General features: G+C 50.2%; 17 protein-coding genes. 2 read left to right on the plus strand and 15 right to left on the minus strand.

The window, feature by feature from the left end:
• Positions 1-276: 276 nt before the first annotated feature.
• A complete protein-coding gene (locus LVQ76_RS21900) occupies positions 277-1467 on the plus strand; it encodes an amino acid aminotransferase (protein ID WP_064517556.1) in 1191 nt (396 codons plus the stop codon).
• Positions 1468-1511: 44 nt separating this feature from the next.
• On the opposite strand, the gene LVQ76_RS21905 is transcribed toward LVQ76_RS21900, so the two are convergent.
• The 8 genes from LVQ76_RS21905 to cmoM all read right to left on the minus strand — a co-directional run bounded on the left by LVQ76_RS21905 (position 1512) and on the right by cmoM (position 13676).
• Positions 1512-2846, minus strand: a complete 1335-nt coding sequence (locus LVQ76_RS21905) for an IS4 family transposase (protein WP_232922450.1) — start codon at positions 2844-2846, stop codon at positions 1512-1514.
• A 121-nt stretch (positions 2847-2967) separates the two neighbouring features.
• Positions 2968-3615: an MBL fold metallo-hydrolase gene (locus LVQ76_RS21910; RefSeq protein WP_232865000.1), complete on the minus strand. Its 648-nt coding sequence runs from the start codon at positions 3613-3615 to the stop codon at positions 2968-2970.
• A 40-nt stretch (positions 3616-3655) separates the two neighbouring features.
• A complete protein-coding gene (gene mepK, locus LVQ76_RS21915) occupies positions 3656-4204 on the minus strand; it encodes a peptidoglycan L,D-endopeptidase MepK (RefSeq protein WP_034457197.1) in 549 nt (182 codons plus the stop codon).
• 182 nt (positions 4205-4386) lie between these two features.
• Complete coding sequence (gene ldtD / locus LVQ76_RS21920) at positions 4387-6267, minus strand: L,D-transpeptidase (protein ID WP_232922451.1); 1881 nt, start codon at positions 6265-6267, stop codon at positions 4387-4389.
• 163 nt (positions 6268-6430) lie between these two features.
• Positions 6431-10879 (minus strand): chromosome partition protein MukB, encoded by a 4449-nt coding sequence (mukB, locus tag LVQ76_RS21925; RefSeq protein WP_232922452.1) that lies wholly within the window; start codon positions 10877-10879, stop codon positions 6431-6433.
• Entirely contained in the window at positions 10876-11592 is a 717-nt protein-coding gene (gene mukE, locus LVQ76_RS21930; RefSeq protein ID WP_034456346.1) for a chromosome partition protein MukE, read from the minus strand. The genes mukB and mukE overlap by 4 nt, the downstream gene beginning before the upstream one ends.
• Positions 11573-12895 (minus strand): chromosome partition protein MukF, encoded by a 1323-nt coding sequence (mukF, locus tag LVQ76_RS21935; RefSeq protein WP_064517543.1) that lies wholly within the window; start codon positions 12893-12895, stop codon positions 11573-11575. The genes mukE and mukF overlap by 20 nt, the downstream gene beginning before the upstream one ends.
• Entirely contained in the window at positions 12888-13676 is a 789-nt protein-coding gene (cmoM, locus tag LVQ76_RS21940; RefSeq protein WP_232903951.1) for a tRNA uridine 5-oxyacetic acid(34) methyltransferase CmoM, read from the minus strand. Before cmoM ends, mukF begins: the two co-directional genes overlap by 8 nt.
• Before the next feature lie 134 nt (positions 13677-13810).
• Here cmoM and elyC point away from each other — a divergent pair, with 134 nt between their 5' ends.
• Positions 13811-14587 carry an envelope biogenesis factor ElyC gene (gene elyC, locus LVQ76_RS21945; protein WP_064517541.1) on the plus strand — a complete coding sequence of 259 codons (777 nt, stop codon included), beginning with the start codon at positions 13811-13813 and terminating at the stop codon, positions 14585-14587.
• On the opposite strand, the gene LVQ76_RS21950 is transcribed toward elyC, so the two are convergent.
• From LVQ76_RS21950 to LVQ76_RS21980, 7 genes are all read right to left on the minus strand, one after another.
• Complete coding sequence (locus LVQ76_RS21950; RefSeq protein ID WP_232865005.1) at positions 14567-15460, minus strand: YcbJ family phosphotransferase; 894 nt, start codon at positions 15458-15460, stop codon at positions 14567-14569. The two genes, elyC and LVQ76_RS21950, sit on opposite strands and share 21 nt — an antisense overlap.
• Positions 15461-15602: 142 nt before the next feature.
• Positions 15603-16349, minus strand: coding sequence for a 3-deoxy-manno-octulosonate cytidylyltransferase (gene kdsB, locus LVQ76_RS21955; RefSeq protein ID WP_064517535.1), 747 nt, complete (start codon positions 16347-16349; stop codon positions 15603-15605).
• The gene (gene ycaR, locus LVQ76_RS21960; protein WP_034456356.1) at positions 16346-16528 is read right to left on the minus strand and encodes a protein YcaR; all 183 of its coding nucleotides are present in this window, start codon (positions 16526-16528) and stop codon (positions 16346-16348) included. Before ycaR ends, kdsB begins: the two co-directional genes overlap by 4 nt.
• Positions 16529-16574: 46 nt before the next feature.
• The gene (locus tag LVQ76_RS21965) at positions 16575-17810 is read right to left on the minus strand and encodes a winged helix-turn-helix domain-containing protein (protein ID WP_232922453.1); all 1236 of its coding nucleotides are present in this window, start codon (positions 17808-17810) and stop codon (positions 16575-16577) included.
• 50 nt (positions 17811-17860) lie between these two features.
• Entirely contained in the window at positions 17861-18844 is a 984-nt protein-coding gene (gene lpxK / locus LVQ76_RS21970; protein WP_232865007.1) for a tetraacyldisaccharide 4'-kinase, read from the minus strand.
• Positions 18841-20589 (minus strand): lipid A ABC transporter ATP-binding protein/permease MsbA, encoded by a 1749-nt coding sequence (gene msbA / locus LVQ76_RS21975; RefSeq protein WP_232903954.1) that lies wholly within the window; start codon positions 20587-20589, stop codon positions 18841-18843. Before msbA ends, lpxK begins: the two co-directional genes overlap by 4 nt.
• A 37-nt stretch (positions 20590-20626) precedes the next feature.
• A complete protein-coding gene (locus tag LVQ76_RS21980) occupies positions 20627-22897 on the minus strand; it encodes a ComEC family protein (protein ID WP_232922454.1) in 2271 nt (756 codons plus the stop codon).
• Positions 22898-23195: the final 298 nt, after the last annotated feature.

Below are 23195 nucleotides of genomic sequence, written 5' to 3' on the forward strand. Positions count from 1 at the left end.
GGGGCAGTGAGATTGATAATACCGAGAGCTTGTGAAAGTTCCATTTAAAAAGGGTCCATGTTGTGCATGAACCCTTTTTACACGAGCCACCGGATCGGTCAACTGATCCTTAAACGATCAGCATTAGGGCTTCGGCCCTGTTTTTTTATGCCTGAAAAGTAGAAAAACTTATCTTGTGACGGGGGCTGTTTCTTTTTGTTGCAAACGGTTGGCATTTGCTAAAACAGCAGTTAACCTGAGAGCGTTACTCCCTCGATATCACAATGGAAACCCGTCATGTTTGAGAACATTACCGCTGCTCCAGCTGATCCAATTCTTGGTTTAGCCGATCTGTTTCGCGCCGATGACCGTCCGACTAAAATTAATCTCGGCATTGGTGTTTATAAGGATGAAACGGGTAAAACTCCGGTTTTGACCTGTGTTAAGAAGGCGGAGCAGTATCTGCTGGAAAATGAGAACACCAAGAACTACCTCGGCATCGACGGTATTCCAGAGTTTGGTAGCTGCACCCAGGAATTGCTGTTCGGGAAAAACAATGCTCTGAGTGCTAACAAACGCGCTCGCACAGCACAAACCCCGGGTGGTACTGGCGCGCTGCGTGTTGCCGCTGACTTCCTCGCTAAAAACACCACAACCAAACGTGTGTGGGTGAGCAATCCAAGCTGGCCGAACCATAAAAGCGTCTTTAACTCCGCTGGCCTGGAAGTGTGCGAGTATGATTATTACGATGCACAGAACCACTCTCTGAATTTCGATGGCCTGGTCAACAGCCTGCAAGCTGCACAAGCTGGCGACGTGGTGTTGTTCCACGGTTGCTGCCATAACCCGACCGGTATCGACCCAACAGCTGAGCAATGGAAAGTCCTGGCAGAGATGTCTCTGGCCAAAGGCTGGTTGCCACTATTCGATTTCGCCTACCAGGGCTTTGCCCGTGGTCTGGAAGAAGACGCAGAAGGCTTGCGTATCTTCGCAGCAAGCCATCAAGAGCTGATTGTGGCGAGTTCCTACTCCAAGAACTTCGGCCTCTACAATGAGCGTGTAGGTGCGTGTACGCTGGTTGCTGCTGATGCAGATACCGTTGACCGTGCATTCAGTCAGATGAAATCTGTGATTCGTGCGAACTACTCTAACCCACCAGCTCACGGTGCATCGGTAGTAGCAACGATTCTTAGCAACGATGCCCTGCGTACTCTTTGGGAACAAGAGCTGTCCGACATGCGCCAGCGTATTCAGCGTATGCGTCACCTGTTTGTAAATACCCTGCAAGAGAAAGGCGCTAATCGCGACTTCAGCTTCATCATCAACCAGAACGGCATGTTCTCGTTCAGCGGCCTGACCAAAGAGCAGGTACTGCGTTTACGTGAAGAGTTTGGTGTGTATGCAGTAGCATCCGGCCGAGTAAACGTAGCTGGTATGACTCCAGACAACATGGCGCCACTATGCGAAGCGATTGTCGCTGTGCTGTAAGCCATAATATATAAAAAAAGAGCCGCGCAATGCGGTAATGCCAGTCAGTTAAGCAACTGACTGGCATTTTTGTTCCAGGCTTTACCATATTTTCGTGGCCTTTCCTTTACCACTCTCGGGAAGGCTCTTTCTCTTCTTATCGGCAGCTTTACCATCTGCGCCATGCTCTCCATGTCCCGCATCAGTTCAGGGATCCGTCCCGGTGACGCACCCTGCAATGTCATCAACATCCGCATCACCATTCCGCATGATCCCGAGAAGCTCAGCTGATTCGGCCAGTAACCTTTCAGACTGCCTGCCATTTTTTTCATCTGATAACGCACAAGATTATACGCCAGCAGCACGCCCCACAGTTCCTGCTCCACAAGCTCCGGCTTTTTACTCCGCAGCGTCAGCCTGCTCAGTTGCATTGTCTGTTTGATTTCCCGGTAACCCAGCTCGATTTCCCACTGATGGCTGTACAGCTCCGCCATCTCCCCACCCGGATAGCGCATCGCATCCGTCATCGAGGTCAGCAGATGGCTGACTTTTCCTTTCCGGGTGACGGTCAACAGTCGGGCCGTCATTTCCTCCCCCAGCGCCGGCCACTTTTTTCGCGCCTGCGGGCTAGTTTTCAGCCTCACCAGATGGTCGCCTTTTCCCAGCTTCTGTATTTCCTCGTACTGCGCGCCTTTCCTCAGTGGGATCATCCAGTGGCGTTGTTTCCCTGCCTGGCTCCAGGCGTTTAGCAGACCCAGAGAGTAATAGCCTTTATCCAGCAGAGTCAGAGTGTTATCACCGGTCTGGTTTATCAACTGCTCTGCCAGCGTGTATTCACTTTCCTTCATCGTGCCGAAAGCGGCGGCCGTTAACAGATGGCTGGTCAGCTCCATCTGGCAGACCATTTTAACCTGAGGGTAGAGTCCGGGCTGACCGGCATACGTCTGACGCGGGAACGCTGCGTCGTTTTCGGCTGTGTCCAGTGTTCGCCAGACCACGCCATCCACGGCCAGCAGTGTCAGGCCACACCAGTGGGGATGAGTCGTGGCACCATGCCAGAGTTGTGCAGTTTGCAGGAACACCTGGCGAACAACCTCGCTTCCCAGCCGCTGACGGGCCTGGATAACGGCGCTGGGGGCGACGAAGGGACGGTCACCCGGCAGCATGATATCCAGCCGGTTAACGATTTGATGAAGTGGCTCTTTACGCTCGAGTGCCATACCGATAACGCACCAGACCATCATTTCCAGCGGCAGACGGCGCTTACGCAGAGTGACAGTGCCGGACTCGGCAAGACAGCGGGAAATAAGCTCCGGGTCAAGAAAATCCCCGAGAGAAGTCATTGGGTTACGCAGAGAGTCGTAACGTGAAACGAGATCAAGAGCCTGTGCGATATGCATAAAAAAATCCGGAAACGGGTGAGCATTTCCGGATTCTTACACAGCCACTGGATCGGTCAACCGATCCTTAACTGATCGGCATTACCGCGCAATGCGGCTCTTTCTATTTCTGCGGCCTGATTTACCAGACCGGTAATTCGTCCTGCAAGAAGGGATTATGCAGGCGTTCGTAACCGAGCGTCGACAATGGTCCATGACCCGGAATAAACGTCACATCATCGCCCAGTGGCAATAGCTTACGTTTAATTGAGTCGATGAGTGCTGCATGATTGCCCTGAGGGAAATCGCTACGCCCCACCCCACCTTTGAAAATCACATCACCGGAAATCAGTAACTGGGATTGAGCATCAAAGAAAACAACGTGACCAGGTGTATGGCCCGGGCAATGCAGAACCTGGAAGGATACATTCCCTACCGACACAGTGTCACCTTCGTTCAGCCAGCGATCTGGTGTCAGCGGCAAACACTCTTCGAGGCCAAACATTTGGCTTTGTGCCGGCAAACCCTGCAACCAGAATTCGTCTTCTTTTTCCGGCCCAACCACAGGAACACCATAGTGCTCAGCCAGTTCAGCAGCCGCTCCAACATGATCAAGATGGCCATGAGTTAACAGGATCTGCGTAATTGTCACGCCTTTCGCAGTAACTTGCTGTTTGATCTTTTCGGCTTCACCGCCTGGGTCAACCAATGCTGCCTGCTGAGTTTCTTCGCACCAAATCAGAGAACAGTTTTGGCCGAATGCGGTGACCGGAATAATGTGATAGTTCATGACGCTCCAATACCGGCAACGCTCGCCGGATTCCGTTGTTTTACCAATGCCTTAGTGGCCCGGTATCAATATGCACAAAGTTGCTGCTTGGGTAGTATCCTACACCACCAGCGCGCATAGATAATGCTGCTTTGCGAACATTGCTTAACGAAATCCCTTCAATATGGAAATCCATTGCCTGGCCTTTGGTGTGATAGCTCTTTTTAGCTACACCTCGGCTGTGGGCACGTAACTCATTGTTCGTGTCCAGGGAGCGATAACCAGATACCAGTTGCACCGGTTTGTTGGTTCCTAACAAACCTTGCAGCCGATAAAGCTGATCAAACAATTTAGGGTCGATGGATTTGATTTTGTTTGCGCGATAATCACGGAAGAAATGATTAAGCCTTGCTAATTCATCCTGAATATAGCCTTTACCATCGAAAAATTCAGCCTTCAATGACTCCCCGGTATGCAGGTTATTAAGAGTCAGAATGCGTGGGCGCGGTGTTGATAGCATGGCAAACGCTTGGGTTGGTAACAGCGAGGCACCTAAAGCCACACCACCCAACGCCAGCAGCTTGCGTCGGTTTGCGTCAAATTTGTCCATGATGTCCAGGTCTACAGGTAAAAAACGATCGAATAATATGCACTTTGGGCGCACTGCTCCGCACCTTAACCGCCAAAACAAAGCGAGTCAAGGCGTGCAAAACCCAGTAAAACCGGGCCCTGTAGAGGACCCGGAAGGGCTAAGCAATTATTACGACCGCTAATTCATTAGAATTACTGCATTTAGCGTATTAATAGTTCAGCTTTTGAAAGGATTTGTGCGCCTGATCGCGCGGTAAGATCATAATTGTAAATATCTGTACGGTACTGCGTGCGCCCGTCGTCACCTACAAATGCGGTCAGGTAATAGAGACTCACCGGGATGGTCTGGCGAATGTTAACGTATTTAGTATTGCCATCTTTCAGTTGACTCGAAATCCGGGCATCGTTCCATCCTGCGTCTTGCAACAACATGCTTGCCAGCTCAGAGGCTTTGTTGACTCGTACACAGCCCGAACTCAACGCTCGCGCATCTTTCTGGAACAAGGTGTGGTTAGGCGTGTCATGCAAATAGATAGCGTCAGAACTCGGCATATTAAACTTGTAACGCCCTAACGAGTTCTGCACCCCAGGTTTTTGCTGGAAGCGGAAAGGCAAGTTGCTGGCAGTAATAGTTTCCCAATCAACATGCCATGGGTCGATTGCTTCTGCATTATTACTCCAACCGCGTAGCACGCTGTAACCATGACGGTCGAGATAGCCTGGGTCCTGGCGCACTTTGGGCAAAATATCGTTGCGTGCAAGTGTTGGTGGAACATTCCACGGCGGGTTAACGACCACATTATTAAGCGCACTGCTCATCATTGGCGTTTTGCGATCAGGCCGTCCAACGATGACGCGTGAAGCCAATACTTCACTGCCGTTAAGGTAATAGCTCAGAGAATAGTTAGGGATATTTACCATAATGCCGGTATCGAGTTTTTTCGGCAGTAAACGTAAACGTTGAATGTTTAATGCAACCAGCGACGCACGTTGTTGCGGTGTGACATTCAGCCATTCACGTGTTAATTGCCCGATTGAGCCATCAACACCCAAACCTTGCCATTTCTGGAAACGTTTTACGCCTTCAACCAGCTCTTTGCTGTAGGCACTTCGAACAGCTGGAGTTGATTTCTTTTTCTTCCCTGCCACTGCATCTGGCGTCTGTTGCACGTTTTGCTCGCCGTCTATCTGAATCGCTGAAGGACTGACGACAACCGCAGCCTTAGCAGCACCGTCACGCTCAGGTAACGGAATCGAAGGTTCGGCCTGCAACATGCCAGTACGCGCAAGTATTTCCCGTAGCGCTGGCACATCATTGCTCCACTGGCCGGGGCGCAAAGTTTCAGCGCTGGTCAGTTGAGGCCATGGACGAGAGTCAGTGAGTAAGTGCACCAACGACTGGTGCAGCTTGGCATATTGCGGATGCTGAGGGGCTAGCGTTTCAACAAAACTGACTAGCGTCCCTTGATCTACCGCCACTTGCCATTGGTTAATAACGGAAATTGGCGGAGTTTGCAGCTTGTAAGGTTTAGCACTGTACAACCAGCGATTGCCTTCTGTCGGGATGCCATAGACAAACTGCAAATAGCCCATCATCGCATCAGACAATACAATATCGCGCGATAGCCCTGTGACAGACGGATCGGTAAGCAGCTCTACCCAGGTAGTAAACTGTGGTTGGATGCCAGAAATGGCAACTTCGGCAAGTTGCTGCTGGAAGGCCTTCACAGCATCGCGATTCTCCCACATCGGTTTCATCTCGCGGGCTGCATAAAATGCAGACAGCGCATTCAGATAAACCGGAGCGTAGCCTGCAGGCAAATGCGCCACGAGCTGAGAACGGCTTTGTGCGGCAGACATGCCGGTAGAATTTAGCGGTAACACTCCCACCATGGTAGCGGTAGCAGCAGATTGCGGTAATGGTTGGTCTGGCGAGCTGGTTGGTTCAATGCTCACAGCAGAGCTGTCAGAAGGAACGACCGCTGGCTCATCGGCCTGCGCCATAAACAGTGGAGCGAAACTCAGTGCCAGCCCGTAACCGAGCGCTGACAGCTTAAAACCGTGCAATTTTGTTAGCAACATCCCTTGCCCCCTGTTTATACCTGTTTTTACATCACCCAGCTTTTGTCGCTGGGTTTTGATAATCAGTATATAAACAGCGAATATTATTTGCCCGTATAAATGTAAATAAAATTAAAGATTAAGAATTCTGAGAAAAGAAAACGCGGGCCGTAGCCCGCGATTTTTATGATGCATCTATTGTGCCGGCAACCGGCTCGGGAAGCGGTGGTGCAAAGCCCCTGAGTCCTACAACATGGACGTGTTCATGGTTCTGAACAACCTTACGTACTAGCTTGTAGGTGGTACCTTTTTCCGGACTGATGTTCTCTGGCGCTGCAATGATCAGTTGCATTTCAAGTCGCTCACACAGCTCAAACAGCGTAGCAATTGACTTAGCATCCAGTCGTGCCGCCTCATCGAGGAACAGTAAACGGCATGGGGAGATATCTTTACCACGCAGTCGACGCGACTCTTCTTCCCAACTTTGAACGACCATCACCAGAATTGACATACCGGTACCGATAGCTTCACCGGTCGACAATGCGCCACTTTCCGCACGCAGCCAGCCATCTGAACCACGGTTTACTTCAACTTCCATTTCCAGGTAGTTACGGTAATCGAGTAGCTCTTCACCAATAGTTTGTGGGGTGCGCTGGCCCATATCAATTTGCGGATTCAGGCGTTGATACAGTTTCGCTAATGCTTCTGAGAAGCTCAGGCGATTGCTATTAAACAGATCCTGATGCTGCTCATGTTGTTCCGAAAGCACATTCAGCAATGTGGCATGCGTTTCACGCACATTCACATTTAAACGAACGCTATTTACCTGGCCAAAGGAGACGCTTTGCAACCCTTGGTTAAGCATGCGGATACGGTTCTGCTCACGCTGAATCGTCTTGCGAATGATGTTCGCCGCACTGCGTGAACTGATGGCCAGTTTTTGCTCACGAGAGGTCAACTCTTCCGTCAGGCGGCTCAGCTCAATTTCCATCTGCTCGATAGCTTCGACAGGATCATCGGTACGGATAATATCCTGACGAATACGTTCGCGCAGATGCTGATAAACCGCGACAAAGAACTGAATTTTGCGTTCTGGGCGTTTCGGATCTTCGGACATGCGCAATACATCGCGCAGGTGTTCGTTATCGGCAACGGCCAGACGCAATGCGCCCAACGCTTTATCCGAGATTGAACGCAGCTCGTCGCCGGTGACATAGGCCAACTCGCGGCGATGCAAACGACGCTCTACGCCGTTTTCTTTCACCATGCGCATCACGGCACACCAGCCTGCTTTCGCGGTGACAACATGCTCACGCATTTCGAAATAGCTGCGTTCCAGTTGCTTGAGCTTACGGGTCAGGTTGCTCATTTCTGCTTCGCACATGGTCAGCGCTTTTTCGAGCTGATTACGGCGTGAACGGTTATTGCTCAATGCCGTGTGCAGTTCATCACGACGCGCACGCGCACGCTCTTCTGCACCCAGATCCGCACGAACACCGATATCGCTTAACTCTTTGTGCAGGTCGGTTAACAACTCTTTTTTGGTATCAAACGAACTTTTCAGCGACGCCATTAACTGGCTGAACTGACTCAGTTGCTGTGCATGACTACGCAGTGCCTCACGCGAACGGGTACGTTCAGCTTCAGCATGCTCAAGGCGGTTACGCAGTTTTTCATTTAAATCGCTATTGCCATCGAGCATAGCGGCTGAGTCAGAGTAACCAAAGTGCGCACGACGTTGCACCACTTCGGTCAATGCGAACGCCTGTTGGCGCGCATCGCGCTGAACTTGTTGCGCGTACTGATAATCTTCTTTCAGCTGTTCAAACTGCTCAGGGTCACTTTGTAACACCGAAGCCACAGCTTCGAGTTTCGCCAACTGATTGCCAAACTGATGCAGGAAGCGTGCGGCTTCATCTGCTTCGTCCAGACGTTCACGGATTTCATCACAACGGTCAGCCAGCGTTTCATCACTCAGCAAACTGATGCGCGGCAACAGGCGGTTGAGTTGATCAACGCCCTCTTTCGCCTGCTCATATTGCTGGCGCTGTTGCTGATTGTCATTTTCGTGGTTGCTGATAGCGCGTTCAACTTCGCCACGACGAGTGTTGAGCTGACGAATTTCCACCTCTGGATCATCATCAAACGCCACGCCCAAATGCTGGCCGATGAAACGGCTAAAGGCATGGTGTAAACGCTGAGATTTCTGAACATCAAACGACAACGTCGCGAAACGCTCAGCCAGGGTTTCACGCTCGGCATGGAGATTTTCAAGGCGATTCTCACGTGCTGCACGGCCAAACAGAGGCAACACCGGCAAACGAGAATAACGCCACTGGCGCTCAGCAGTTTTTACCAGAACGGCAGCATTAAGCTCTTCAACGGTAAACACGCTGTCATCGAAGGAAGATGGGTCACCTTCAATCAGATACAGGTCTTCCGGGCAATCTTCGAGATTATCCAGTTGATCACGAACCAGTGACAAATCTGGAACCACGATTGCATGACGCGATGGACCGTACAACGCAGAGAAGTACGGTGCGTCATCGATGCTAATGTCGTCATAAATTTCTGACAACAACACGCCGCCAAAACGTTCAGCCAGGGCATTTAAACGTGGATCCTCAGCACCACCAGGTTGGCTAAGACGTTCAATTTCATCGTCGATAGCACGTTTACGCGCTCCCACTTCATCACGTTCAACCGTGACTTCACGCTCGCGCTCAAGCAGTTGCTGCATGTATTCAGTAACTTGCTGGCTGCTTTCAAACTGCTCATGGCTCTGCTCGCACAACTGGGTAAGGCTGGTTTGTGCAGAAAGCCAGATCGGTGCACGGCTTTGGAGGCGTTTGATACGCGCTTGAATCTGCTCTTGTTCCTGGCGCAAGTTTGCACGCTGATCGCTGGCATCAGAAACGCGTTGCTGTAAAGTTTCGATGCGCTCAGAAAGCTCGTCGTGCAGCACTTCAAGATCTTCTGGATCGAAATGTTTGCCTTGGCGCTTGCAGAACTCGGCAAGCATGCGCTCGGCTTCTTGCTGTTCACGCAGGCGTTGTTCAAGTTCATTAAGACGCGCTCTGAGCGGCTGAACTTGTTCCATCAGGTGACGCTGGTTGTTACTGTCACGCAGTAATTCACGCGCGACATTCCAGGCTTCACTACGACTCACCGGGCCATTGATAGCAGTGACTAGCTGATAAGCATGCTCAAACTGGCTATGCGCCGTTTGTGCAACACTCATTTTCTGCTCAAGTGTCAGCAGTTTTTCGGTTGTTTCCTGCTCTTTCGCCTGGAAGGTTTCCAGCCACTCTTCCGCGCTTTCAGCAGTCAAATCTGGCAAGTGACAAAGCGCGCGAGCGCGATCAAGTGCTTGCAACGCTTGCTGGTATTGAATAGCACGCGTCTGTTGTACATCGAGTGCTTGTTGGTAGTCGGCCAGTTGGCTTTTCAGCTCATCGACTTCCAGCTCGGCAGCTTCCGCGCGGGCTTCATTCTCTTCTTGCTGCTCTGAGGCTTCGGCAACAATTTCATTTTGTTCTTCGAGGCGCATCTGCAGTTCGTCGAGGTCAGCTTCGTAACGCTCGATTTTTTCCTGCTGGCGAATCGCCGTTTGCACCAGGTTCAGGTGGTCACTGGCCGCCTGATAATCAGTTTCCAGATCCCCTTCCGCACCGCTGTGTTCTGCAAGCTCGCGAGCCATTTCGACATGTTTGTATTGCTCTGCGGCAAGTTGCTTGCGGCTGGTCAATAGTTCACGACGGAATTCGAGCGCTTTATCCAGGTGGATACGACGTTCATTGGCGTGGCGCATGTAATCCGCAGCTACATAGTTAGTCGCTTCAGAAATCAAATGCTTAAACAGGTCTCGGTCTGACTGGGTGACGCGAATCGCTTCAAGCGTCATACGGTTTTCACGCAAAGCCGCTTCCATATCCTGGAACGCTTTACGCACACCGCCGTTTTCTGGCAACAGGTAGTCGCGCAGTGAACGAGTAATGGCGCTGGAAATCCCGCCGTAGAGTGAGGCTTCGATAAGACGGTAGTACTTGCTACGGTCGGAAGCACTGCGCAGACGACGTGCAACAATGCCCAAATCGAACATCAACGAGTGGTAATCGGTAATCGAGCTGAACTGTTTAAATTGAACGCCTTCGATGGCTTCCACTTTATCTTTCAGCTCTTGCAAACTCAGTACGCGAGCCTGACGCTCATTTAGCGTTTCCGTTAACAACTGAGTTGGCTGAATAGAAGAAGGTAAACCTTGAATTGCAAACGGTTTGATGTCGACTTTACGGTCACGGCCAGCTACTTGTTGCAGGCGCACACCGACCACAACTCGCTGATTACGTGAGTTGACCACATCGAGCAAGGAGTAGCAGACACCCGCTTTTAACTTGCCGTGCAGACCTTTGTCACGTGAACCTGATGTGGCCCCCGCTTCGGTGGTGTTACGGAAGTGCAACAGGGTTAAGTCCGGGATTAGCGCGGTTACAAACGCCGCCATAGTAGTGGATTTACCGGCACCGTTACCGCCAGAAAGCGTGGTCACCAGTTCATCTAAGTCAAAAGTACGCGCGAAGAAACCGTTCCAGTTAATCAGCGTTAGTGAGCGAAACTTACCGCGTTCAATCATTCCTGTTCATCCTCCGCGTTATCTGAAGCCAACTGCGACTCTTCAGTTTCATCATTGAGTTGCAAACGAGTCTCTACCGGCATCGCTTCTCCATCGCGGATCATGCGGAGTTGCGCTTCACGCGCATCGTCGCCAGCACGTACATCGGCACCAAAGCGGAATACTGATTCGGTAATGCGGAATTTGCTGCTGTCATGGCCCATAAACCAGATCATGCCAAGACGGCGTAAACGCGTTAATGAGGCACGGACTTTCTCTTGCAGCTTTTGACGGTCGAGATCTGAGCCAGTAGAACGGTTATTCACAAGCTTAAGCAGCTTGCTTTCATCCGCAAGCGTCAACAGTTCATCGTACAACTCGGCCTGTGTGAAAATACCTTCGTTCGCCAACCGTTCTGGACTGAGATAGAGGTAACAGAGAATTTTACCCACCATCATGTCCAGCTCAGACAGCACTGAGCGCGGGATCAGTGTGGTGGAGCGCGGACGCAAATAGAAGAAACCTTCCGGCGCGCGAATCAACTCCACGTTATAACGGGTATAGAACTCTTCCAGTTCATCCTGGAAGTCCATCAAATAAGCATGATTATCCAGTTCATCGAGCCCAACATGGCGACCGGCGCGCAGTTGGCTATCGAGTGCTGGGAATAACGGATTGGCCAACGCCTGTGCCAGTTTTACTGGCATCACTTTTTCAATATTTGTTGATGACATGCGCCTGTACCTTGGCTCCGTAATCGTTAATTGCCTGCCACTGTGGCGGCAAGCCAGTAAAGTCTGCTTCAGCCACACCCAGACGTACCGCCTGGTCGACTACGATTCTCGCCACATCAAAATGGCGTGCGCGTGGGTATTGCGCCAGATAGTCCCGCATGACAACGCCCAAATCTAGTGGCACTTGTCTGGTTTTGTAGACCTGAAGTGCAGCTTCGATCATTGCGGCGAGTTGTTCACGGATTTCATTGAACTCTTCGAATTCCAGATCGCTTGGCAGTTCACCCATCACTTCATCGTCACGCAACGTCATTTCTTCATCGCGCATATCCAGCAGACGATCGGCGTTAGCGTAGGTCAGAGCCCATGGAGCATCGAAATAGTTTTGAACCGACACACGCAAGCGTTGCGCAAAGACGCGGTTTTTATCCATATCGATGGCGGTACGAATGAATTTATGAACATGGCGGTCATAGCCAATCCACAGGTCAATAGCCTGCTGGCCCCAACTGACAATGCGGTCCAGTTTGCTTTGCAGATCAAACACCAGACGGTCAACAAAGTGCAAATCGTCGCGCCCCAGAATCGAATCCTGAATACGCAATAAATTTGCCTGCAATTTATCACCCGCAGCTTCCAGGGTGTCCTGCAACTCACGTAACGTACCCGATGTTTCGGACAGCAGCATTTCACAACTGGAGATGGCTGCACGCCAGTCTTTGTTCAGCAGCTGCGCGATATCATCTTTAACCTGTTGCTGGTGTTCATCCATGATGCGCTGTGTGAGATCGATACTGTCGAAAATCTCGGCGACTGAATATTTTAATGGTGCGAACACGTTGCGATGCCAGTGGAATTCATCACCACCTTCATCTGCTGAATCGGCTGCGCGCTTCAATTCACCGGCGACTATCGATAACTGCATAGATAAACGCAGCGTTGAAAACTCACGTTGGCGAATGTAGTAATCGGTAATGCCAATACCGAGAGGCGTCAGGCGATAAATTGCATTGCCTTCATTAATTTCACTGACGAAACGGTTGATCAAACGCTGGCGCACCATGTCATTGATGGCGTTATTGGCACGAACGTTAATTGTTTCGCTAGTTTGATCAAAGCCTTCGCTCACATAACGGAAAGCGTCAATCAGCTCGCCTTCACTCATTTCGCCATCTAGCCGTTCACCGTTTAAGGTCGCGATCGCCAACAGAAACGTCAGACGCTCTGTAGGCAGCGAAATCGAGTAGTCATTTTTCCTGGCCCAGGCAACCAGCTCCGGCACTGTCTGGGAAACATCACTCATAATTTTTCCTTGGCTCAAGCGGCTTGATTGCTGTCACGTGGATATAGCGGCCGAGGCTAACAAAAGGTTCCTGGCGGCAATAACGCGTTTCCAGTTCAAGCAAATTCTCAAAACCATCGTGTTGTTTATGCTTATCACGCAAGTAATCGTGAAATACTCGCACACCGGTTTTACCGGTAATCTGCCAGCCAATTTGCTCCAGCCAGTGATAGACCTGTTCTGGCTGTAGCGGATTGTCAGGCGAAAGCGTTTTCCGTTTGTTCTTTTTCATACCCTGAAGAACATATTCAAAGTTGCCGACAAACATGTTCCGCATCAGCAAGCCGTTAGCATTGTAGAACATCAGGGATAATGCACCGCCGGGTGCAAGGCAATCCCATAATGTTTTAAGTACGGCTTGCGGATCTACGACCCATTCCAGCACCGCGTGAAACAATATCAGATCAACCGGTTTTTCCAAATGTTGGCCAATATCCTGAGCGGAGGAATGTACGAAATGCATGTTGCCGCTCACACCTTTCTCATCAGCCTGAGCTTGAGCACGAGAAATCATCTCAGCGGAAACATCACAAAGCAGAACTTCATGGCCCCGCTGCGCAAGACCACACGCAGTTTGCCCTTCGCCACCACCCGCATCCAAAACGAGGATTTTTTCAGGCATAGTTGCCAGCAAAGCATCAAGGTCTTGCCATAAGATGGCCTGGCGGAGCTGTCCTTTGGTTGTACCGTAAATGTTGCGTGAGAACTTCTCAGCAATATCATCAAAATTGCGGTCACGCACGGGTACGGCTCCATGGGGGAAAAGGGTTCATACAAGAAAGTGGGTATTTTGGCACAGCTGCGCCAGGAATGAACCCGTCTGGTGTAATATCACCAGCGTTTGCCTATTATATGGCTAAAAAGGACCCATAATTCATGCTTTTTATCCTGAAAAAATTTATCGGTGGGCTACTGCTGCCTCTCCCTTTTTTATTATTGATGATGGGGGTGGCGCTTTGCTTGTTGTGGTTCACTCGTTGGCAAAAAAGCGCCAAAGCGCTATTAAGCGTGAGCTGGTTAGTTTTACTGCTAATTAGCTTACAACCGGTGGCCGATAAAATGCTCAAGCCCATCGAGGATACTTACCCAACGTGGCGCGGTAGCGAAAAAGTCGATTATATCGTGGTACTCGGTGGCGGCTATACATGGAACCCAGAATGGGCACCAAGTTCCAATCTTATCAGCAATAGTTTGCCTCGCCTGGCGGAAGGGGTGCGCTTATGGCAGGCAAATCCTGGTGCAAAAATGATCTTCACGGGCGCCAGAGCAATGACCAACCCGGTGAGTACCGCTGAAGCGGGCGCGCGAGTTGCCGAAAGTTTAGGTGTACCGCGCTCGCAAATAATTACCCTTGATGAACCAAAAGATACTGAAGAAGAAGCCGCTGCGGTGGCAAAAACGATTGGCCAGCAGCCATTCTTATTGGTGACCTCAGCTTCCCATCTACCGCGGGCAATGATTTTCTTCCGCAATGCCGGCTTGCACCCTATTCCGGCTCCAGCCAACCAACTGGCAATCGAATCACCGCTGAATCCTTGGGAGCGTATAATTCCATCACCAATTTGGTTAATGCATAGCGACCGTGTTGGCTACGAAACCCTTGGCCGCATCTGGCAGTGGTTGAAAGGGCCGTCAGGCGATCCAGGGAAGTAAGTTTTTCGCAGCCATGTCAAAGGCGGGTCGATTAAGTCGGCCCGTCTGTAGTAATTGCGCTACACCATCCCACAGAATATACAACCAACGTCGCCACAGAAATGACTCCGCAACCGGCGCTCGTTGTAAATAATGCCACAGCAGGTTTTCTGATTGGCCAGGCTCAAACAAACGGAATATTTCATATTCACGCGGCGCCCAAAGCGTGATTCCAGGATTGACCATCGCCAGAAGCTGATCGCTGCGCCCATCTTTTAACATACTGCTAAGCGTAAAGTTGCCATGCACCAGTACACAGTTGTCGTTAAAGTCTTCGAATAAACGCGGCAAACATTCACGGGTGCGGAACAAAATGCGCCTGTCTTGCATCGTCAGGCCATTATTTGGGTATTGATTGATGGTTGCCCACAGTGTTTCAACATGCTGCCGATACCATGAAGGCCAGATATTTTCTTGTGTGCTGTCGACGTTGCCGACACATCCACGGCTATCGACGCGATGCCAGGCGAGAAGCCCTTCAACAATTTGATCTTTTAGATGCTCCCAACGATCGGGTGTGCGAGTTGGCGCTTCAACAGGAACACCCCGTAGACGCTCCATTAACAACACATCTGGCCCCGGCGTCTCGTCATGAGTCACCACGCCATAAACCACAGGCATGCGAACCGTTCCGGAACGCGCTAGCATGGACATTTTCCATGCTAGCTGAGCTGCAAGACCCGGAGTACTAAAACTTTTAGCCAGCAATGACATCGCGTTGCCGTCACTGTCATACAGCGACCACAAGGTGCTATTTGGCTGTTCATTGATACATTCAATCCGGCTTAGTTTTTCACCCAGCAGATGACTCAATTCCTTGCGTAGCAACTCCATGACTCATTACCCCTTACAACACTGGTGTTTTTATAATGAGCTTGCTGACGCAGGATGTCATCACTCTCAGATCAATATGCCTTCAGATAATAAAAAACCGGCGCTCAGCACCGGTTTTTTTCTAAGGATTGATACCTGCAGATTAAATCATCGCTTGTCGTACACGTTCTAAATCTTCTGGCGTATCAACACCAATACTCGGGACTTCTTTCGCAACGGCAACATGGATTTTTTCACCATTCCACAGTACGCGCAGCTGTTCGAGCATTTCGATTTGCTCAAGCTGGCTTGGCTCCCAAGTCACGTACCGACGGATGAAACCTGCGCGGTAGCCGTAGATACCGATGTGGCGTAAAAGGGAATCACCGATCTGTTCACGCGATTGTGCAAAGCGGTCTCTGTCCCATGGAATGGTCGCACGAGAGAAATAAAGCGCGTAGCCCTGCGCGTCCATCACCACTTTTACTGCATTCGGGTTAAACGCTTCTTCGGCGGAGTCGATTGGCACAGCAAGTGTTGCCATACCGGCCTGACTGTTCGCAAGATTACTGGCAACCTGGCTAATGATCGCCGGTGGGATCATTGGCTCATCGCCCTGCACATTCACAATCACGGTGTCATCGCTAAAACCACATTTTTCAATAACTTCAGCAAGACGCTCGGTGCCAGATTGATGATCAGCGCGAGTCATACAAACTTCGCCGCCCGCGGCTTCCACTGCACGAGCCACATCCTCATGATCGGTTGCCACAATGATACGTTCAGCACCCGATTCGCGAGCACGTTCCATAACGTGAACGACCATCGGTTTACCATTGATATCTTTAAGCGGTTTACCCGGTAAGCGTGTAGAGGCATAGCGGGCAGGAATTATTGCCACAAAACTCATGGATTTTTCTCGTCAGAAGTCAGAACTCGAGCTTCAGTCTCCAACAGCACCGGAATACCATCGCGCAGAGGAAACGCCAGATGATCAGGTTTGCAGATAAGCTCCTGCTTTTCCTGATTAAAGTAGAGCTTGCCGTTACAAACCGGACAAGCAATGATTTCAAGTAATCGATGATCCATGGTTACTCCAGAATGGCTGCCATCAAAGGGAGCAGAATAACATAACTTACTCGATCTCCGGGCTAATTTCCCAGCCTTCACCCCATGATGCCGCTAACGTGGCGGGAATATTCCCGAGCCGAATCAAGGTTGCACCCTGCCAGTGAGCAAAATCGGTTATGGCCGTATGCAGGCCATTAATCAACGAGATACCAGACTTAACACCTTCTTCAAGATACAAGCTGATAATTTCCAGCTCGTCACTCTTGCGATGCATTTTGGCGTCCATTCTTCCCACCAGAACTCCTTGATGCAGCAATGGCAGGACGAAATAACCGTATTTACGTTTCTGAGCAGGGGTATAACACTCCAGGCGATAAGAGAAGTTAAAAAGCTCTTCAGCACGTTTACGATCCCAGACTACAGGGTCAAACGGTGATAGCACCGCACTGTGGGTCGCTCGCAAGGTGTTTTTCTCAGCCTTTTCCAGCAATGGCCATTGGTCGCGATGCAACCACATCTCGCCAATACTTTCGACATTAACAGAAATGACGATGCCTTTTTCCTGCCATTGGGCTAGCAGTGGCTTAATTGAGACATTCTTCAGGCGATAATAATCGGCTAGCCATTCAGTACGAAAAATACCAAGGCTACGTGCGCTGTTTTCTAGCATTTGCTGTTCAGCATCTGCCTGATGAATCAAATGTAACTCGTCGTTCCAGTGCGGCAGTACGCGTGTAGTCAGGTCATAGACTCGTTGGAAGTTGCGCCGCTCAATCACCATTACTTTCCCGGCAGTGAATAAACCTTCCAGGTGTTTCTTGTGCGGTTTCCATTCCCACCAGCCACTGGAACCTTTGTGGGGGTGTTCAAAATCAGCGGAGCGCACCGGACCGTTGCTCTCGATGTGCGTTAAGAGTTTTTCAATCTCATCGGCGTGCTCCACCATCCATTCCGCGCGGTATTTCCAGCCCATTTTTTCGGGATTGAGCATGCGGTGACGTATCAGCGAAAAATCTGTTCTCGGTAAAAAACAGGCTTCATGCGCCCAATACTCCATCAAATAACCATTCACCAGCGCATCATCAAGCCAGGTTTGTGGGTAACTGCCTAATCGGCTGAACAGCACCAGGTAAGGGCTGCGCGCAACAATATTGATGGTATCAATTTGCAGAAGGGACATACGGGAGATGGTGGCAACAACATCGGCGGGTCTAGCACGGCGACGAGGCTTTACTAATAAGCCCTGCGCCGCAAGATGAAGGTTACGGGCTGCACGTAAAGTCAGTTGCGGTACGGACATGAAGGAATCCTGTCGTCAGCAAACTCGAATTCTGGTGCGGAAATGAACTCTTATCGCACCAGCGCCAATAGTGATTGCAATAATTCGTCGGCCTGAGGCTGGGCAAGGTGCGCATCGACCGGCAAATACCACCAGTTATCGTGCCCTGTAACGAAAACACGGCATTTAACGGCATCTTTTTCAGTCATCAGTAGGGTTTGCCCCGGCTGGACTAATTTAACCACATCACTTTCACTCAGAGCCTGATGGTCTGCGAGACTAACCGTATTAACTGGAGTTACGCCACATTGCTGCAAAGTAGCAAAAAAACGGGGGGGGTGGCCAATTCCGGCCATAGCAACCACATTTTGCAACGTGTGCGCAGGCTGGTGCTCTCCGGTAAGCAAATTAACCGCATCGCCCGGGCGCAGCGTCATGGCTATCTCACCAGTCTGAGCATTGCCACCATTGGTGATAATTGCATCGACAGAAGTCAGGCGCCCTGTTCTCTCACGCATTGGGCCAGCGGGAAGCCACCATCCGTTACCAAATCGCCTGACACCATCAACGACCACAATTTCTTTATCACGCCCAAGGGCGTAATGCTGCAAACCGTCATCTGTAATGATCAGCTGTGGCTGTACTTTTTCAACGAGCATTTGCACAGCATCACTTCGACGAGGCGCAACCGCTACAGCAGCACCAGTGCGTTGATAAATAAGGACGGGTTCATCGCCTGCCTGCAACGTCGTCGTGAACTGATCAAGCAGCAGCGGATAATGCTCAGATTTACCGCCGTAACCGCGAGAAACAACACCAACGCGAACTCCGCGTTGGTGTAGCTGTTCGACAAGCCAGATAACAACCGGCGTTTTACCGTTACCTCCGGCAGTCAGGTTACCCACGACCACCACAGGTACCGGCGCATGCCAGGTTTTTTTAAAACCTAATCGATAACTCAGACGAATAGCACCGCTCACCAGGCCATAAAGCCAGGAAAGCGGTAAGAGCAAAAGGTAGAGAGGAGATTTACCCGACCAAATGCGTTCTATCATTGCCCGAATTGCATCCTGTGCAGTTGCGCGTACACACCGCGATGCTCAATCAGTTCTGCGTGTGGGCCACGTTCCACGATACGGCCATCTTCAACAACCACGATTTCATCCGCCTGTTCAATGGTTGATAAGCGGTGAGCAATTACCAGGGAAGTACGGTTTTTCTGCAGTTCATCAAGCGCCGCCTGAATGGCACGTTCTGATTCCGTATCCAACGCAGATGTCGCTTCATCAAGAATCAGGATTGGGCTGTCACGCAATAATGCGCGAGCAATGGCGATACGCTGCCGCTGACCACCTGAAAGAAGCACGCCATTTTCACCGATGATTGTATCGAGACCATTTTCCATCTTATTGATGAAGTCCATGGCGTAGGCCATGCGCGCGGCATTCTCGATATCGCTACGGCTATACTGTTCAGTACGCGCGTAAGCAATGTTGTTAGCAATCGTGTCATTGAACAAGTGGACGTTTTGCGAAACGAGAGCAACCTGATTACGCAAAGAAGATAAGGTGTATTCACGAATATCTACGCCATCGATAGTAATACTACCTTCCTGGATATCGTAAAAACGCGTCATCAAACTGGCGATCGTTGATTTACCCGAGCCGGAACGCCCTACCAATGCCACTGTTTTGCCAGCAGGAATGGTCAGGTCGATTTTACGCAAAGCAGGTATTTCGCGACCTGGATAGGTAAAGGTTACGTCACGGAATTCGACATCCCCTTTCGCACGCTCAATTACGCGAGTTCCTTCGTCTTTCTCTTGCTCTGAATCGAGGATAGAGAACAGAGTCTGACATGCTGCCATACCGCGCTGGAACTGGGCATTGACGTTAGTCAGCGATTTCAGTGGGCGCATCAGTGCAATCATGGAAGAGAACACAACGGTGATTGTACCAGCGGTCAGAGTTTCCATGACACTCGGGAAGCTTGCCGCGTAAATTACGAAGGCCAACGCCAGAGAGGCAATGAGCTGGATAATCGGGTCAGAAATAGACGAGGCCGATACTAGTTTCATACCCTGGCGACGCATACGGTTACTGACTTTGTTGAAGCGCTCGGTTTCCACTTCCTGGCCGCCAAAGATCAAGACCTCTTTGTGACCTTTCAGCATCTGCTCAGCACTGGTCGTTACCTGCCCCATGGTGTTTTGCATGTTTTTACTGATATTACGGAAACGCTTGGAAACCATGCGAATCGCAAAGGAAACGATAGGTGCCAGAACTATCAGAATCAGCGAAAGCTGCCAGCTATACCAGAACATCAGCACAAACAGGCCAATGATGGAGGCGCCTTCACGTACTACCGTTATCAGAGCACTAGATGAGGATGAAGCAACTTGTTCAGAGTCATAGGTGATGCGCGAAAGTAGTGTCCCCGTAGACTGTTGGTCAAAAAACGAAACCGGCATTCCCATCATATGGCTGAACAAGCGACGGCGCATGTTCATCACTACCTGTCCTGAAACCCAGGAAATGCAGTAGCTTGAGACATAGCTCGTGATGCCGCGCATCACAATAAGCCCGATGACAACCAGTGGCATCCATAACAAAACGGATTTATCCGTTTTACCAAAACCATCATCCAGTAACGGTTTGAGCAGCGATAGCATAAACGTATCGCTGGCTGCGTTGAGGATTAACGCAATCCCAGCCACGATCAGACCAGCTTTAAAAGGCGCAATCATCGGCCATAGACGGCGGAAGGTCTGCAATGTGGAGAGATCTTTATCGTTCTGCATTAAGTCGAACCAGCATTTGATGAAATAGCCGCATATTCTACCCATTATCCCGGGATACACCAAACCACTGATGATACCAACGGGGTGAAATTTGTGCTCTGAAGCTATTGATTTGCCATTTATCACTATTTATGTCGATAGTGAGTTGGCCCGATTGCGCGGTGTCATACCATTTGTACCCCTGCGACTGGTAGCGTTGAACTACTTTTTCGGAGGGCAAATGCCAGGCGTTATAGCGCGATGAAGAAGATAACGCAGCACTTCCAGCGACGGCACGTAACAAAGGTGCACTCGAAGATGTACGGCTACCATGATGAGGGACCTGAATGATATCAGCATGTAAGGTACCCCATCGCCTCTTCAGCATAGCTAATTCCGCTTCAGCTTCCACATCTCCGGTTAATAAAATACGAACGTTACCGTCACTGACCATCACAACACATGAGCCGTTATTACCTTTCATCAGCGGCTGTGCGGGAGGCCACAGTACGGTAAATTGCAAACCCTGCCATTGCCACTGGTCCCCTTGAAAACAAGAGTGATGTCCTTCCCTGCGCAATGGGCTGCGAATTTTTAGTGCTGGCCATTCACGTTGCAAACTAAGCAAACCGCCACGGTGATCCAGATGCTCATGGCTGATGATCGCTTGTTCGGGAGATAAATGGTGCCAACGCAGCCACGGGATAATCACTTGTTGAGCAGCATCGCCGCCAGGCCAGGCATTCCCTGCATCATAAAGAAAGACTTTCCCATGGCGGACAATGGCTATCGCCAATCCGTGCCCAATATCCAGCATGTTCACTTGCCATGAATTGTCTCTCTTCTCAGCCCGTATTGCCGAGGTGAATAAAGACAACGCCAGAACAATCACTGATAGACATGAACTACGCCACAGCGATAAACGATGGATAATAACTACGAGCCAACCACTTAAGCTCAGAGCCTGAAAACGCTTATCGACCTCTAGCCAACCATCGGGCAATAAAGATAGCGCGGTAAAAAGAAGAGCCAGCGACCGGTCGACACTCCACCAAAGATATTCTCCAAGCCACGGAACCAACGTAAATACCAGTCCTGCCAAAAGTAGAGGAACCACAACAAATGAAATGAGCGGCACTGCTACCAGGTTCGCAAGCAAGGCACTGACACTGATGCCATGAAAGATAAAAATTTGTAGTGGCAACAACAAAATCATAATGCCAATTTGCAAATGTATTAGCGCTAATGGGTAACGATAGAACCACTTAGCAGTTGCGATGTATCGAGGGAGCGGCATCCACTGATACCAGAAAATAAGTGCCGCAACAGCCAGTGCGGATAACCAGAAACTGTCTGATAAAACGGTTAAAGGATCATAAATCAGGATACAGGTAATGCAACAAAACCAGACCTCCCAACCCGACCAACTCCGGCCTTGTAATCGCAAAAAGAGCCAGATAATAACGCCAATCAATGCTCTCACTGCCGGGGGATTTCCTCCTGCGAGCCAGGTATAAATCCCAGCGGCAACAACACTTGCTAATAATGGCATTCGGAAATAAATTCTGTGGGCGGGAAAAGCCAGTTGCAGAAAACGAGCGATTAACCAGCCAATCATCGCTGCCAATGAAATATGCATCCCGGAAATAGCCATCAGATGTGCAGTTCCACTTTGGCGCAGCATATTTTTTTGCTCGTCACTCATCCCATAACGTTCACCAAATGCCAGTGCAAGAATAACGCCTTGATAGGGTAACGCCTGGGTTGCAGTTTCAACGGCAGACAACCACCGGGCACGTAAGCCACACTGCTGCGTAATACGCTGAGCTGAAATAATCCGCGCCCTTAAAGGTTGGTGCTGCGCAAGAGCATAACGCTGGCTATCGAAGCCTCCTTCGTTGAGTTGCCCATGCACAGGGCGAAGATATACTTTCATGTGCCAGCGTTGCCCTGCACAGACACTTTCTGGCAAATAACTACTCTGGCTCCTGATACCTAAAGCTGGAAAAACCATTCTCCCCGCAACTGAAATTATCTGCATTTCATGATCTTGCTTGCCATCACTGCGATTAATGACGGCTTCAACAACAACAGGTTTACCCGTCCACTCCTCAACGGGGATCAAGATTTCTCTAGCAGAAAATAAGGCCCAGCAGCAACAAAGTATGCTCAACGCAAAATAACGTGCCAATGGATGACGAATGAGTGCAACACCCAGGGCAGCCATAAACAATATTGCAATGACTGGCCACCCTGGAATAGTGGGCAACCACAGCAGAGGTAGGGTACCAATAATTGCACTACAACATAGCCCGATAAGATTCCTCACAGTGCCTCCTTGTTGCAGGCAAGTTTGAGGTATCCTGGCATTTGCGTCAGCCTGGGTTTATTGATTACACGAGAAGGATTCCACAGATTTTATGCTATTTGAAAATGAGCTGAATATTTTTGCGAGGGGACTCGGAATTACAAATTTCAGACATAAAAAAACGGCACCCGAAGGTTAATGCCGGTCACTTAAGGTGGCCGGCATTGTTTTTTAAGGGATATTTCGACCTTTTTTCTCTCACTTCCCTTGCATATTCACGCTCACGCCTCGAGGGGAGTTTTAGCATCGCTGCGTTGCT

Source organism: Buttiauxella cochleicola, assembly GCF_021283185.1.
GTDB lineage: Bacteria > Pseudomonadota > Gammaproteobacteria > Enterobacterales > Enterobacteriaceae > Buttiauxella > Buttiauxella massiliensis.

Coding starts and splice junctions, on each gene's coding strand:
- LVQ76_RS21900 (WP_064517556.1), top strand. CDS start 277: ATGTTTGAGAACATTACCGCTGCTCCAGCTGATCCAATTCTTGGTTTA.
- LVQ76_RS21905 (WP_232922450.1), bottom strand. CDS start 2,846: ATGCATATCGCACAGGCTCTTGATCTCGTTTCACGTTACGACTCTCTG.
- LVQ76_RS21910 (WP_232865000.1), bottom strand. CDS start 3,615: ATGAACTATCACATTATTCCGGTCACCGCATTCGGCCAAAACTGTTCT.
- mepK (WP_034457197.1), bottom strand. CDS start 4,204: ATGGACAAATTTGACGCAAACCGACGCAAGCTGCTGGCGTTGGGTGGT.
- ldtD (WP_232922451.1), bottom strand. CDS start 6,267: ATGTTGCTAACAAAATTGCACGGTTTTAAGCTGTCAGCGCTCGGTTAC.
- mukB (WP_232922452.1), bottom strand. CDS start 10,879: ATGATTGAACGCGGTAAGTTTCGCTCACTAACGCTGATTAACTGGAAC.
- mukE (WP_034456346.1), bottom strand. CDS start 11,592: ATGTCATCAACAAATATTGAAAAAGTGATGCCAGTAAAACTGGCACAG.
- mukF (WP_064517543.1), bottom strand. CDS start 12,895: ATGAGTGATGTTTCCCAGACAGTGCCGGAGCTGGTTGCCTGGGCCAGG.
- elyC (WP_064517541.1), top strand. CDS start 13,811: ATGCTTTTTATCCTGAAAAAATTTATCGGTGGGCTACTGCTGCCTCTC.
- LVQ76_RS21950 (WP_232865005.1), bottom strand. CDS start 15,460: ATGGAGTTGCTACGCAAGGAATTGAGTCATCTGCTGGGTGAAAAACTA.
- kdsB (WP_064517535.1), bottom strand. CDS start 16,349: ATGAGTTTTGTGGCAATAATTCCTGCCCGCTATGCCTCTACACGCTTA.
- ycaR (WP_034456356.1), bottom strand. CDS start 16,528: ATGGATCATCGATTACTTGAAATCATTGCTTGTCCGGTTTGTAACGGC.
- LVQ76_RS21965 (WP_232922453.1), bottom strand. CDS start 17,810: ATGTCCGTACCGCAACTGACTTTACGTGCAGCCCGTAACCTTCATCTT.
- lpxK (WP_232865007.1), bottom strand. CDS start 18,844: ATGATAGAACGCATTTGGTCGGGTAAATCTCCTCTCTACCTTTTGCTC.
- msbA (WP_232903954.1), bottom strand. CDS start 20,589: ATGCAGAACGATAAAGATCTCTCCACATTGCAGACCTTCCGCCGTCTA.